Below are 13,016 nucleotides of genomic sequence, written 5' to 3' on the forward strand. Positions count from 1 at the left end.
ACAGCACCTTGGGTACCCTTCGGCCGGCAGCTATCGTGTCCAGCGCCAGTTCTCGATCTCCGGCATGTCCCGGCCGTGGCGGGTGATGTAGGCCCTGTGCTCCAGAAGCCGGTCGCGCAGGTGCTGCTGCACATGGCCCGTGCTGTCGCAAAGCCCCGGCGTGCGAGAGATGGCGTCGGCCGCCAAGTGGAAGCGGTCGAGCCGGTTGAGCACCGTCATGTCGAAGGGCGTGGTGGTCGTGCCTTCCTCGCAGTAGCCGTGGACATGGAAGCCGGGGTGGTTGCGCCGCCTGTAGATCAGCCTGTGGATCAGCGCGGGGTAGCCGTGGAACGCGAAGATCACGGGCCGATCGGTGGTGAAGATGGCGTCGAAGTCCTCGTCCGCGATGCCGTGGGGGTGCGCGGAGGGAGACTGCAGCGCCATCAGGTCGATCACGTTCACCACCCGCACCTTCAGCTGCGGCACCTTCTCGCGCAGCAGGTCGACGGCCGCCATCGTCTCCAGCGTGGGCACGTCGCCAGCGCAGGCCATCACGACGTCGGGCGCACCGCCTTCGTCGTTGCTCGCCCAGTCCCAAATACCGAGGCCGGCAGTGCAGTGGCGCATCGCGGCGTCGATGTCCAGCCATTGGGGCGCGGGCTGCTTGCCGGCCACGATCACGTTCACGTAGTCGCGGCTGCGCAGGCAATGGTCGGTGACCGAGAGCAGGGTGTTGGCGTCCGGCGGCAGGTACACGCGCACGACCTCGGCCTTCTTGTTGACCACGTGATCGAGAAAACCCGGGTCCTGGTGGCTGAAGCCGTTGTGGTCCTGGCGCCAGACGTGGCTCGTGAGCAGATAGTTCAGCGATGCGATCGGCCGTCGCCATCCGATATCGCGCGACACCTTGAGCCACTTGGCATGCTGGTTGAACATCGAGTCGACGATGTGGATGAAGGCCTCGTAGCACGAGAAGAAGCCGTGCCGCCCCGTCAGAAGGTAGCCTTCGAGCCAGCCCTGGCAGAGGTGTTCGCTGAGCACCTCCATCACGCGGCCGTCGGGCGAGAGGTGGTCGTCGTCCGGCCATACCTGGGCGGTCGTGGTTCGTCCGGTCACCTCGAACAGGGCGGTGAGCCGGTTCGATGCGGTTTCGTCCGGCCCCATCACCCGGAAGTTGCGCTCCTGCTCATTTGCCCGCATGACTTCGCGAAGAAAGTTGCCCGCGACGCGCGTGGCTTCGGCATCGATGGCGCCCGGCGCTTCCACCGGGACGGCATGCACGCGAAAGGGCGGCATCGCCAGGTCCTTCAGCAGCAGCCCGCCGTTGGCGTGCGGGTTGGCGCTCATGCGGCGCCTGCCTCTGGGGGCAAGCGCGGCAATCTCGGGACGCAAGGCACCGTTCGCATCGAACAACTCCTCGGGTCGGTAGCTGCGCAGCCATTGCTCGAGCAATTCGACGTGGTCCGGTTTGGTGGCGAAGTCGGCCAGCGGCACTTGGTGCGCGCGGAAGGTGCCTTCGACCTGCAGGCTGTCGACCCGGCGCGGGCCGGTCCAGCCCTTGGGAGATCTCAGCACGATCATCGGCCAGCGGGGCCGTGTGCGAAAACCCCCGGTGCGCGCGTTTGCCTGGATGGCGCGAATGCTCTCCAATACGGTGTCGAGCACCGACGCCATCTGCCTGTGCATTTCGGCGGGCTGGTCGCCCACGACGAAGTAGGGCTCGTGGCCGTAGCCGCGCAACAACTGCGCCAGTTCTTCCTCGCCGATGCGCGCGAGCACTGTGGGACCCGCGATCTTGTAACCGTTGAGATGCAGGATCGGCAACACCGCGCCGTCGCGCCGCGGATTCAGGAACTTGTTGGAATGCCAGCTCGCAGCCAGCGCACCGGTCTCGGCCTCGCCGTCGCCGATCACGCAGCAGGCCAGCAGCGAGGGGTTGTCGAAGACCGCGCCGTAGGCGTGCAGCAGCGCGTAGCCCAGTTCGCCGCCCTCGTGGATGGAGCCGGGCGTCTCGGGGGCGACGTGGCTCGGAATGCCGCCGGGGAACGAGAACTGTGTGAACAGGCGTCGCATGCCATCGGCGTCCTGCCCGATCGCCGGATACACCTCGCTGTAGGTGCCTTCGAGCCAGGTGTTGGCCACCACGCCCGGTCCGCCGTGCCCCGGACCGGCGATGAAGATCGCGTCGAGGTCCCGCGCGTTGATCGCGCGGTTCATGTGCGCGTAGATGAAGTTCAGGCCCGGCGTCGTGCCCCAATGCCCCAGCAGACGCGGCTTGATGTGCGAGAGCTCCAGCTTCTCTTGCAGCAGCGGATTGTCCATCAGGTAGATCTGGCCCACCGAAAGGTAGTTGGCGGCACGCCACCAGGCATCGAGCAGCATGAAATCGTCCGGAGCAGCCGGCAAAGGAGTGAAGGCCATGTCGAGTCGCTTTCTCTTTCTGGGTGGACGGAAATTCCAGTATGGGCATGCCGGCGCGCGCGAGGTTGACCGCGATCAAACCGGTAACAACCGATACAGCGGGCGTGGTTTTGCGTTGCCTTGATCACGCGCAAGGCGGGAGGGGTATCGCGGCCTCAGCATCCGTCCAGGCGCCTACCGGGCGAGAGGACACACCATGAGCAACGACCTGACTTTTCCGCTGGCGCTGTGCAAGGCGCAGTTCGGCATCTGGCTGCACTCGCTGGAGATGCTCGAGACGGTCGGATCGCGCATCCTGCAGGACAGCATCGCGCTGACCCGCGCCGGGGCGGACGCCGTCATGCGGGCCGAGGACTGGCCAGCGCTGGCCATGGCGCCGGTGAGGGCGCTGCGAGGCTCTGGCGTGGACGGCACGCCTCGCGCGCCGGCAACTGCCGCAGCGGTGACGCCGACCATCGCTGCTGCTCGTGCGGGTGTCGGGTTGCCGGCCTCCCGGCGGACCGTCGTGACCGACGCGCTGCATACCCTGTACGTGGCGCTTGCCACGGCACCGCCGGCGCGCCCGCCGCGCATCGGCCACAAAAGCCCTGCAAAGCGAGCCAAAGCATGACGCTGCCGATCATCTCCGTGCACCTCGACCACACCGAGCGGTGCGAGGTCCGCACTCGTCTGGCGGCCCGTCTCGCCAGGAGGCATCGCAGCCACCTCATGGACATCGTGCCGACCGGCGTGCCGGAAGATCGTGCACAGGAGCCTTCATGCGCTGGCAGTGAAGGCGCGGCCGGCGTCCTCGTGATTGTCGGGCAGGTGGACGAAGCGGCGGCCGTGGGTGATGCGGAGCGCCGCTTGCCGGAGGACGTGATGCTCGAGGCGGGACGGCCCGTGCTCATCGTTCCGCGCACGGGCCACATCGCGGCGGGACTGGACCGCGTCCTCGTGGCCTGGGATGGGAGCCGCGAGGCGTCGTTGTCGCTGCACCGCGCCATGCCGCTGCTGCGCATGTCACGCTGATTTCGCTCTTGCGCGAAGGCGAAGCCGATTCCGAGATTGCGCCGAACCCTGCGGGGATGAGCGGTTGGCTGATGCGGCACGGCGTGAGGGCCGATGTGGAGCGAACAGTGACGTCGCTGCGCATCGCCGATGCCCTGCTGGATCGCACCGAGGCGCTGGGCAGCGAGTTGCTCGTGATGGGCGGCTACGGCCATGCCCGCATGCACGAGCAGCTGCTGGGCGGCGTGACGCGCGACGTGCTCGCGCAGTCGCGGGTTCCCGTGCTGATGACGCACTGAAACGCGCGGCTACAGCAGTCCCTCGTTGGTGGCCACGGTGACCGCCTGCGCGCGCGTGCGGGCGCGCAGCTTCTGGCAGATGTTCTTCATGTGCGCGCATACCGTCTGGGTGCTGATCGACAACCACCGGGCGATCTCCTGCGTGACGTGACCCTGGGCCACGAGCTGGAGAACTTCGCGTTCCCGGGCCGACAGCATCCTGCGGACGGCACCGTTGTCGCCTGCCCGAGCGGGGACGGGTCGTCCCTGGCGCAAGAGCAGGTGCCGGATCACGTCCGGCGAGACCGCCGCGCCTCCGTTGACGACCTGCAGCACCGCCTGCGTGAAGTTCAGGAACCACGAGTTCTTGACCAGGAAGCCCGAGGCACCAGCGGCGAAGGCCCGACGGACCTGGAGCTCGTCGTCCAGCGTCGAGTGCACGATGACTTCGGCCGAACTGCGGTTGAGCCTGGCGCTCTCGATCAGCTCGAATCCCTTGCCGCCGCCGAGCCGCACGTCGAGGATGAGCACGTCGAACTCCTGCTGCGCCAGCAGCCGCCTGGCTTCGGGCAGGCGGCCCGCTTCGCCGACGACGCACACGCGAGGGTCGACAACCAGTTCATGGGTGATCGCGCGCCGCGCATCGTTGTCTTCGTCTATCAGAAGCACCCTGACCGGCTTCTCTGCCTGACCGGCCAGGAAGCTCGGCCAGGGGGTCAAAGCAGTCGCGTCGGGACTCTTCGCGCGAGAGCTTTCGATGCCTTTGAGCCATTGCGGTGCACCGCGCGTCAACGGCGCCGGTTCGGGCGTGGTCATGTCCAAGGTCAGGTTTCTGTTGTTCTTGGTTGCTTCTGGCCCGATTCTTTTGGCGCACCCGGCGACATGTCTTGATGCATATCAAGGTGTTCGCCAGGAGGGCGAATAGGTCTACCACGTCGGGTGGCAGACGGGGCCCGCTCAGGCCGGATGGATTCCGGCCCTCACGGCGACCGGGCGGACGATGAGTCTGTTCAGCAGCGTCGTCAGGCCCTCGGTGCGGCGAGCCGCGCGCTCGGCCGCTGTGCGCTGGGCCTCGTCGGCCACCTCGCCGCGAAGCGTGACCACCCCGTCCTTCACGCACACGTCGACATCGCAGGCGTTGACGGCGGGGTCCCAGTTGAGTTGCGCGAAGACGTCGTGCCGGAGTTGAATGTCAGGATTCATCGCAGTGCTTTCTGAAGATCGGGGGAGGGATGTCACTTCTTCTCCGCGCTCGCCGGCCGGGCCGCGCGCTTCGCGGCCTCGAGCGTGCGTGCGGATGCGTCGGCGACGGTCTTTGCCGCCGAGCGCATGGCTTCATCGGCCTTGTCGAGCGCCTCGCGCGTGGCCTGCGCCGCCTTTTCGGCTTCTTCCTTGCTGGCCTGGGCGGAACGGCTGACCGATTCCTCGGCGCGCGCAAGGGCCTCCCTGGAGGCCTGTGCAGCCTTGCTGCTTTCTTCCTGGGCCGACCGCGCAATGTCCTTGCTTTCGTCGAGTGCCTTGCCGGCCGACGCGGTGGCCTTTTCCTCCAGACGCGTCGCGGCCTGCGCGGCTTTCTGCGCAGCCTGGCGGATGCGTTCCGCCAAGGCCCTGGACACCTTGCCGGTGGTCAGCTTGCTCTTTTCGGCTGCGGTCCTGGCTGCATCCGCCGCCTTGCGCGCTGCCTTCTCCGCGTCGCGGGCGGCCCGGCCGGCAGCATCTCCCGCTTTCTGCATCGAGCTTTCCGGCGGGCTGAGCTGCCCGGGGGCCGTGTAGTCGGCGGCAAATGCGCAGGCGCTTGCGGCAAGGGCCGCCGATGCCAGCAGGGTACGGAGAGTGTTGTTCGTCATGTTCTTCCTGTCGGGTGAAGTTGATGGAATTCGCAATAGCGGCCGGATCGCAGTGGCCTGGGTCAGTTCGCCGACGCCCCGCGCACGAGCAGCACAGGCACCGGGCTGCTGCGCGCCACACGGTCGGCGTCGCTGCCGAGTGCGAGCCGGCTCAGCCCGCGGCGACCGTGAGTGCCCATCACGATCAGGTCGCAGGAGGCCTTGGCGGCTTCGTCGGTCACGACGTCGGCGATACGGCCCTGCGTGACCTCGCGCAGCACGGTCTCGGCTTCCACGCCGGCGGCGGTGGCCTGGGCCAGCGCCCTGGACAACACCGACTCGCCGTATTCGCGCACCTTCTGGAGGCCTGCCTCGAAGCTGGAGATCGTCGATATCTCCGCCAGCATCGGAAAGTCGTCGATCACATGAAGCAGCCGCAGCTTGCTGTCGAGATCGCCGGCGAGACGGATGGCTTCCTGCAGGCCGCGATCGGCCGTGGGGCTGCCGTCCAGCGGAACCAGCAGGTGCTTGTAGATGGACATTGCTTTCTCCTCGGGACCGCCTGCGATGGGCACCTGCCGCCGGCCCCGGCGCGACGGGCAGGCGAATTCTTCCGCTGCGCGGTGATGCCGGTCTTGCGCCATATCAACATCGTTCCAACTCACCGGCGGCTTGATGCGTGTCAAGCCGGCGCGCCACGGCGCGTGGAGACTTCCGGTCATCGGCGCGCAATGCCGAACGACTGGATACCTGCCATGCACTCACGAATCCTTGTCTATCTGGACAGCTGCCCCGCATCCTTGCGGGGGCTGGATGAAGCCGTCCGCCTGGCCGTGCTCGAGGGAGCGGCCCTGCGACTCATGCACGTCGTCGATGCATCGAGGCTCCGCCTTGGCGATGGCGTCATCGCAGTCCGTGATGCGGACCTGATTCCGTGCATGGAGGAAGCAGCCATTCAGATGCTTCAGCAGGCGAGGGAGCGCGCGGCCGCCACCGGCATCGCGACGCAGACGCTGCTCCTCACCGTGCAAGCGGCCCGTGCCGCGGACGTCATCATCGAACAGGCCTGGGCCTGGAATGCCGATCTGATCGTGGCGGGCACGCACGGAGGCAGTCGCGGGCTGGGGCCTGCATTGCGCGACGGTTCACCGATTCCCGTGCTGCTGGTGCATGCCGCGCGTGCAGAGGAGGCCGGGGTCGCTCCGGCGGATGCCTGTGTCTCAGCCATCGCCTGAATCGCCGCGGTCGGCATGGCCCGCGCGCCTGTGGAAGGCCGTCAGGCCGCGCCTGCCTGTCGCGCTCGTGCTGGCGTCGGCGCTGGCTGCAGGCCTCTGGATGGGGCCGCCACTCCTTTACGGCCCGCGCGTGGAGGTAATGGCCGTGGTGCGGCGGGATTTTGTCCAATCGGTCGTGGCCAGCGGGCATGTCGAGACGCCGCACCGCGTGAACATCGGCACCCAGATCACCGGCAAGGTGAAGCGCGTACCGGTGACCGAAGGCCAGAGCGTGCGTGTGGGGCAGGTGCTGATCGAACTCGAAAGCGCCGAGTGGTCGGCAGCACTCGCGCAGGCCGACGCAGCTGTGTCACAGGCACGGGCCCGCCTGCGGCAATTGCGCGAGGTGCAGGCGCCGGTGGCGGTGCAGGTCGTGCGCCAGGCGCAGGTGAACCTCGACAACGCGCGCGCGCAACTGCGCCGCAACACCGACCTTTTCCGGCAGGGCTTCGTCGGACAGGCGGCACTGGACGACGTGCACAAGAGCGTCGACCTCGCCGAGTCGCAGCTACGGTCCAGCCAGAGCCAACTCGACGGCACACGCGTCGGCGGCAGCGACTACGCCATGGCCGAGACCGCGCTCGCGCAGGCGATGGCGGGCGCGGCCATGGCGCATTCGCGCCTGGTCTACGCCACCATCGCGGCGCCCGTGGACGGCACGCTGATCGACCGCGCCGTGGAGCCCGGCGACGTGGTTCAGCCGGGCAAGGCACTGATGGTTCTCTCTCCGGCCGGCAAGACCCAACTGGTGGTGCAGATCGACGAGAAGAACCTGCAGTTGCTCGCGCCTGGCCAGAAGGCGGTCGCCTCGGCCGATGCCTACCCCGAGAAGCGACTGACGGCCGAACTGGTCTACATCAACCCGGGCGTGGACGTGCAGCGCGGCTCGGTCGAGGTCAAGCTGGACGTTCCCGAGGCGCCGGCCTACTTGCGGCAGGACATGACGGTGTCGGTCGATATCCAGGTCGCACAACGGTCGCAGGCCGTGCTGGTGGCTTCCGACGCGCTGCACGACGCAGACCGGGCTGAACCCTGGGTGCTCAAGGTGGACGGGCGCCACGCGCGGCGCCAGCCGGTGCGACTGGGGCTGCGCGGTGGCGGCTTCAGCGAGGTGCTCGAAGGCCTGCGCCCGGGCGATCTGGTGCTGCCCGCGAAGACGGCGGACATTCATGACGGATCTCGTCTGCGCGCGGTGCTCGCCGCGCCGGTCGATACGCGCCCAGCATGGCCATGAGAAACCGCTGGCTGCCCTTCGAATGGATCGTCGCGCTGCGCTTCCTGCGCGAAGGGCGCATGCAGACCCTGTTCATCCTCGCCGGCATTGCGATCGGAGTGGCTGTGATCGTGTTCATGTCGGCGTTGCTTACGGGCCTGCAGTCCAATTTCATCCGTCGCGTGCTCACGGCGCAATCGCATATCCAGCTGCTGCCGCCCAAGGAGGCGGCGCGAACGCTCGGCGCCGGGCGCGCGGATGGCGCTCTCCCGCTCGAAGACGCCATCGTGCAGGCACCGCTTCAGCGTCTGAAGTCGATCGATCAATGGCAGTCGATCGCGGCGCAAGTCCGCGCCATGCCCGACGTGGAAGTGGTGGCGCCCGCGGCGGGCGGCTCCGCGTTGGTGATCCGTGGCGAGGCGAGCCGCGCGGTCTCGGTGAACGGCATCGACCCGGCGCCGTATTTCCTCATCGTGGCGCTGCCCGAGAAGATGGTGCGCGGCAGCACGCGCCTCACGCCGACCGACATCCTGATTGGCACCGATCTCGCCATCGACCTGGGCGTGGGCATCGGCGACAAGCTGCGCGTGTCTTCCGCCAGCGGTGCTGACCAGACGCTCATGGTCACAGGCCTGTTCGACCTGGGCAGCAAGCCCGCCAACCAGCGCACCACCTTCGTGGCGCTGCGCACGGCGCAGAGCCTGCTGGGTCTCGTCGGCGGTGTCTCCAGCCTGGAGGTGAAGGTGAAGGACATCTATGCCGCCGAGACCGTCGCGCAGCGCATCACCGCGGCCACCGGTGTGGAAGCCGACAGCTGGATCGCGACCAACGCACAATTCTTCACCGCCGTGCAGGCGCAGAAGACGTCGAACACCACCATCCGCTTCTTCGTCGGTCTCTCGGTGGCTTTCGGCATCGCCAGCGTGCTGGTGGTGTCGGTGGTGCAGAAGTCGCGGGAGATCGGCATCCTGCGCGCCATGGGCATCTCGCGCGGGCAGGTGCTGCGGGTCTTCCTGTTGCAGGGCGGGCTGCTCGGGCTGCTGGGTTCCTTTGGCGGCGCGGGCATCGGGCTGATGGCGCTGCTGCTGTGGCAACGCTACGCGCTCAACCCCGACGGCACGCCGCTTTTTCCGCTGGCCGTCGAGCCGGGCCTGTTCGTGGCGTCGCTCCTGCTGGCCACGCTCACCGGTCTGGCAGCCGCATTCGCGCCGGCGCTGCGCGCGGCGCGCCTTGACCCCGTGGTGGCGATCCGTGGTTGAACCCGTCGTCAGCCTGCACGGCGTGCACAAGGCTTTCAATCTCGGTCTGCCGAACGAGACCGAGGTGCTGCACGGCATCGACCTCACCCTGGCGCGCGGCGAATTCTGCGCGGTCATGGGGCCGTCGGGTTCGGGCAAGAGCACGCTTCTCAATATCGTCGGTCTGCTGGACCGGCCCACGAGCGGATCGCTGCGCATCGGCGGTAAAGAGACCCGCGTGCTCGACGAGCGCGCGCTCACGCGCCTGCGCGGGCACAACATCGGTTTCATCTTCCAATATCACAACCTGCTCGCTGGCTTCACCGCTGTGGAGAACGTGATGATGCCGATGCTCGGCGATGCAGGCTTCCTCAACGAGGACATGGAGCGGCGCGCGGCTGAGCTGCTCGACAACGTAGGCCTGGAGAGATGGCGCGACAGCATGGTCACCCAGCTCAGCGGCGGCCAGCAACAGCGCGTGGCCGTGGCCCGGTCGCTCGCCATGGACCCGCCGCTGCTGCTCGCGGACGAACCCACGGGGAACCTCGACACCAAGGCGGCCGACGCGGTGTTCGAGCTCCTGCAAAAAGCCAATCGCGAGCGTGGCATGGCGATCCTGTTCGTCACCCACAACCCGGAACTCGCCCGGCGTTGCGACCGCATCATCCAAGTCGTAGACGGTCAGATCCAGGCCTGAGCCGGGCCGCCCCGGTCCTCACAGGCGGAAGGGCTGGATCGATTTCGTCCTCCTTGCACCGGATGTTCATGCGGCTCCGCGTCCATTGATGCATGTCAAGCCATCGCCGCGGGCCATGTACAGAATGAGACGACATTCAATGCAACCCGGAAAGAAGATGACGTCATGAACAGCATGATTGCCAGGACCGCCACTGCATCGATCGAGAAATCGAGCAGGGCACGGCACGGCCGCTTCGTGTCTGCGCTTCGATGAGCTTCGTGCTCACGGCAAGCCCGTTCCCGGCGAAGAAGTCTCTTGTGTATCGACGAATACTCGTTCCCATCGACGGCAGCCCGGCGGCGGTCCGGGCAGTCGAGGAAGCGACTCGCCTTGCCAGAGCGATGAATAGCCAGATCCGGCTTCTTCATGTGATCGACGAGTTGTCCATTGCGCAAGCCGGCTATGCGCGCAATGGGCCTGCGGACCTGCGCGCCGAGGCCACGCGCCTGGTCGACCGGAGCATCGATCTCGTGCGCCACGCGGATGTCGAGGTCGACTCTGTGCTCTACAACGAATGGGACGGCACCGTCTCCAGCCTGGTCGCCGACGAAGCAAGGCGGTGGCATGCCGATCTTGTCGTGGCCGGCACACACGGCCGGCGCGACCTGGGCGAGGTGCTGCTGGGAAGCAGTGCGGAGCGGATCTTGCGTGGTTCGTCGGTGCCCGTGATGCTCGTGCACGCGACGGCGAACGAGTCGGCAGCTCTTACTGCTTGAGTTCGATCGACGGCGGCCTCAACCCCCAAGCAAGGAATAGCCATGAAGAAACTGTTCGCACTGTGCCTGGCGCCTTTCCGGCGACGCGCGCCTATGCGGCGGCAGGAGGACGAATCCGACTTCCTGAAGCGCGTGCGTGAAGCGGGCCTCTGACTGCACTGGCTCCTTCAACGATGGAGCCGTTCGAGGATTTCGAAGATTCCCATGCCCGTCAGCATCGCGGCCACGAAGATGAGGGCCTTGCCTTCGCCCATTCCGAGAGCGACCAGGCCCGGACCGGGACAGAATCCGGCGAGACCCCAGCCGATGCCGAAGAGCAGGCTGCCTCCGATGAGGCGGCGGTCGAGGCGGCGCGCCGAGGGCAGACACATCTCGGCACCGAGGATCGATACCCTGCGACGTCCCGCCACCATGAACGCCGCCATGGCGACCGCGATGGCGCCAGCCATGACGAAGGCAAGGGACGGGTCCCAGGCACCGGAAAGGTCGAGGAAGCCGAGCACCTTGGCCGGATTGGCCATGCCGGAAACGATGAGGCCGAGCCCGAAGACCAGGCCGGCGAGCAGTGAAGCGAAAACGAGCATGGCGTCTCCTCAGGCCCCGAGCAGATGACGTGTCACGAACACAGTGGCAAAGCCGGTGCCCATGAACGCCAACGTGGCCACGAGCGAGCGTGGCGACAGGCGGGAAATGCCGCAGACCCCATGACCGCTCGTGCAGCCGGACCCGTAGCGCGTGCCCACGCCGACGAGCAGCCCGGCGAGGATCAGCGTGCCGTATCCTGCGTCGATCTGCGGCCTGGGCAGCGCCGCGAAGAGCAGATAGACCAGAGGTGCACCGACGAGTCCCAGCGTGAAGGCGCCGCGCCATGCCACGTCGCCCCTGAGCGGCCTGAGCAGTCCCCCGAGCACGCCGCTGATGCCTGCGATGCGCCCGTTGAGCAGCAAGAACATCGCCGCGGCGATGCCGATGAGCACGCCACCGGCCAGCGCTGCGAGCGGGGTGAAGTGCTGCCAGTCGATGGTCATCATTCTTCCTTCGGGCAGTAGAGGCGATACAGGACCGCGAGGATTTCCAGCATTGCAGGGTCGGCCACGCTGTAGAAGATGTTCTTGCCTTCGCGGCGGGTGTTGACGACGCCCTCGTTGCGCAGCACGCCCAGTTGCTGCGACAGCGTGGGCTGGTGGATACCTAGTGTCTGCTCCAGGTCGCTGACGCACATTTCGCCTTGCGACATCTGGCACAGGAGAAGGAGGCGGTCTTCGTTGGCCAGGAGCTTGAGTGCCGTGACCGCCTTGCCGGCGGCTGAGCGCAGGAGCGCAGGGTCAATGACCAGGGACAAAGTCTTCATGGGTTCGAAGTTTCGCTTTCGATTGACATATTATATTTAAGTATATATTGTTTGTGCGAACAACGGAACATCCCTGAATGGAGCACTCATGGCAACCCGCACGATGATTGAAGGCTTCTTCGACCCCGGGACAGGGACGATTTCCTACGTTTTGTGGGAGGAGGCCACAAGGCATGCTGCGGTCATCGACCCGGTGCTGGACTACGACTTCAAGTCAGGGCATACCAGCACCGCGTCGGCCGACAAGCTGCTCGCCTATGTCCGCGACCACGGCCTGAGCATCGACTGGATCCTGGAGACCCATGCGCATGCAGATCACCTGTCCGGAGCCCGCCACATCCAGGAGCGGGTGGGCGGAAGAATCGCCATCGGCAAGAACATCCGCGTCGTCCAGTCGACCTTCCAGAAGCTCTTCAACCTCGAACGCGGCTTCCTGCCCGACGGAAGTCAGTTCGACCACCTGTTCAAGGACGGCGAGGTATTCAAGATCGGCGACGTCGAGGCCACCGCCTTGCTGGTGCCGGGGCACACCCCTGCGGACATGGCCTATCTGGTGGACGGCGCCGTATTCGTCGGCGACACGCTCTTCATGCCCGATCTCGGCAGCGCACGCGCCGACTTTCCCGGCGGCGATGCCCGCCAGCTCTATGGGTCGATGCGCAGGCTGCTGGCGCTGCCGCCCGACACCGCCATGTACGTCTGCCACGACTACCCGCCGGCGTCGCGGCAGGCCCGCTGGCAGACCACGGTTGCGGAACAGCGTGCGCACAACATCCATGTGCGCGACGGCATCGGCGTCGACGAGTTCGTCGCGATGCGCACGGCCCGCGACGCGACCCTGGATGTACCGACGCTCATCCTCCCGTCGATCCAGGTGAACGTGCGGGCGGGGCGGTTTCCGCCTGTCGACGACAACGGCGTCGCGTACCTGCGCATTCCGTTGAATGCGCTCCCGGTGCACCGCGCCCCGGCCCGGGGGTAGCAGGGCAGG

General features: G+C 66.9%; 17 protein-coding genes. 9 read left to right on the plus strand and 8 right to left on the minus strand.

The annotated features are described in order from the left end of the window. Nucleotides 1–30 precede the first annotated feature (30 nt). Nucleotides 31–2,400: a phosphoketolase family protein gene (locus KV106_RS19535; RefSeq protein ID WP_261211816.1), complete on the minus strand. Its 2,370-nt coding sequence runs from the start codon at nt 2,398–2,400 to the stop codon at nt 31–33. 196 nt (nt 2,401–2,596) lie between these two features. Between KV106_RS19535 and KV106_RS19540 the strand changes: the two genes are divergently transcribed. From KV106_RS19540 to KV106_RS19550, 3 genes are all read left to right on the plus strand, one after another. Beyond that, on the plus strand, nt 2,597–3,010 hold the full coding sequence (locus KV106_RS19540) for a hypothetical protein (RefSeq protein ID WP_261211817.1): 414 nt from the start codon (nt 2,597–2,599) through the stop codon (nt 3,008–3,010). After that, complete coding sequence (locus tag KV106_RS19545; protein WP_261211818.1) at nt 3,007–3,411, plus strand: hypothetical protein; 405 nt, start codon at nt 3,007–3,009, stop codon at nt 3,409–3,411. The genes KV106_RS19540 and KV106_RS19545 overlap by 4 nt, the downstream gene beginning before the upstream one ends. Nucleotides 3,412–3,518: 107 nt before the next feature. Continuing rightward, the gene (locus KV106_RS19550; protein ID WP_261211820.1) at nt 3,519–3,689 is read left to right on the plus strand and encodes a universal stress protein; all 171 of its coding nucleotides are present in this window, start codon (nt 3,519–3,521) and stop codon (nt 3,687–3,689) included. A 9-nt stretch (nt 3,690–3,698) separates the two neighbouring features. Here the strand turns inward: KV106_RS19550 and KV106_RS19555 are convergent, their stop codons facing one another. From KV106_RS19555 to KV106_RS19570, 4 genes are all read right to left on the minus strand, one after another. Continuing rightward, the gene (locus KV106_RS19555) at nt 3,699–4,484 is read right to left on the minus strand and encodes a LuxR C-terminal-related transcriptional regulator (RefSeq protein WP_261211914.1); all 786 of its coding nucleotides are present in this window, start codon (nt 4,482–4,484) and stop codon (nt 3,699–3,701) included. 141 nt (nt 4,485–4,625) lie between these two features. Beyond that, on the minus strand, nt 4,626–4,871 hold the full coding sequence (locus KV106_RS19560) for a BON domain-containing protein (protein ID WP_057590507.1): 246 nt from the start codon (nt 4,869–4,871) through the stop codon (nt 4,626–4,628). Between the two features lie 32 nt (nt 4,872–4,903). After that, complete coding sequence (locus KV106_RS19565; protein WP_261211823.1) at nt 4,904–5,515, minus strand: hypothetical protein; 612 nt, start codon at nt 5,513–5,515, stop codon at nt 4,904–4,906. A 62-nt stretch (nt 5,516–5,577) separates the two neighbouring features. Continuing rightward, nucleotides 5,578–6,036, minus strand: a complete 459-nt coding sequence (locus KV106_RS19570) for a universal stress protein (protein ID WP_261211825.1) — start codon at nt 6,034–6,036, stop codon at nt 5,578–5,580. A 213-nt stretch (nt 6,037–6,249) separates the two neighbouring features. Between KV106_RS19570 and KV106_RS19575 the strand changes: the two genes are divergently transcribed. The 5 genes from KV106_RS19575 to KV106_RS19595 all read left to right on the plus strand — a co-directional run bounded on the left by KV106_RS19575 (nt 6,250) and on the right by KV106_RS19595 (nt 10,674). Beyond that, nucleotides 6,250–6,729: a universal stress protein gene (locus tag KV106_RS19575; RefSeq protein WP_057590504.1), complete on the plus strand. Its 480-nt coding sequence runs from the start codon at nt 6,250–6,252 to the stop codon at nt 6,727–6,729. Between the two features lie 208 nt (nt 6,730–6,937). Beyond that, nucleotides 6,938–8,002: an efflux RND transporter periplasmic adaptor subunit gene (locus KV106_RS19580; protein WP_409976540.1), complete on the plus strand. Its 1,065-nt coding sequence runs from the start codon at nt 6,938–6,940 to the stop codon at nt 8,000–8,002. Nucleotides 8,003–8,061: 59 nt separating this feature from the next. Next, nucleotides 8,062–9,240, plus strand: a complete 1,179-nt coding sequence (locus KV106_RS19585) for an ABC transporter permease (protein ID WP_261211830.1) — start codon at nt 8,062–8,064, stop codon at nt 9,238–9,240. Then, nucleotides 9,233–9,916 (plus strand): ABC transporter ATP-binding protein, encoded by a 684-nt coding sequence (locus KV106_RS19590; RefSeq protein WP_261211832.1) that lies wholly within the window; start codon nt 9,233–9,235, stop codon nt 9,914–9,916. The genes KV106_RS19585 and KV106_RS19590 overlap by 8 nt, the downstream gene beginning before the upstream one ends. A 251-nt stretch (nt 9,917–10,167) precedes the next feature. Further along, complete coding sequence (locus KV106_RS19595) at nt 10,168–10,674, plus strand: universal stress protein (protein ID WP_057590502.1); 507 nt, start codon at nt 10,168–10,170, stop codon at nt 10,672–10,674. A 167-nt stretch (nt 10,675–10,841) separates the two neighbouring features. On the opposite strand, the gene KV106_RS19600 is transcribed toward KV106_RS19595, so the two are convergent. The 3 genes from KV106_RS19600 to KV106_RS19610 are packed head-to-tail and all read right to left on the minus strand — an operon-like array spanning nt 10,842 to nt 12,025. Next, on the minus strand, nt 10,842–11,258 hold the full coding sequence (locus KV106_RS19600) for a DUF6691 family protein (RefSeq protein ID WP_057590501.1): 417 nt from the start codon (nt 11,256–11,258) through the stop codon (nt 10,842–10,844). A 9-nt stretch (nt 11,259–11,267) separates the two neighbouring features. Continuing rightward, nucleotides 11,268–11,702 carry a YeeE/YedE family protein gene (locus KV106_RS19605; protein ID WP_261211834.1) on the minus strand — a complete coding sequence of 145 codons (435 nt, stop codon included), beginning with the start codon at nt 11,700–11,702 and terminating at the stop codon, nt 11,268–11,270. Continuing rightward, on the minus strand, nt 11,702–12,025 hold the full coding sequence (locus KV106_RS19610) for an ArsR/SmtB family transcription factor (protein ID WP_057590500.1): 324 nt from the start codon (nt 12,023–12,025) through the stop codon (nt 11,702–11,704). Before KV106_RS19610 ends, KV106_RS19605 begins: the two co-directional genes overlap by 1 nt. A gap of 88 nt (nt 12,026–12,113) precedes the next feature. Here KV106_RS19610 and KV106_RS19615 point away from each other — a divergent pair, with 88 nt between their 5' ends. Next, entirely contained in the window at nt 12,114–13,007 is an 894-nt protein-coding gene (locus KV106_RS19615; RefSeq protein WP_261211836.1) for an MBL fold metallo-hydrolase, read from the plus strand. The last annotated feature ends 9 nt before the right edge of the window (nt 13,008–13,016 follow it).

Source organism: Variovorax endophyticus (assembly GCF_025376855.1).
GTDB lineage: Bacteria > Pseudomonadota > Gammaproteobacteria > Burkholderiales > Burkholderiaceae_C > Variovorax.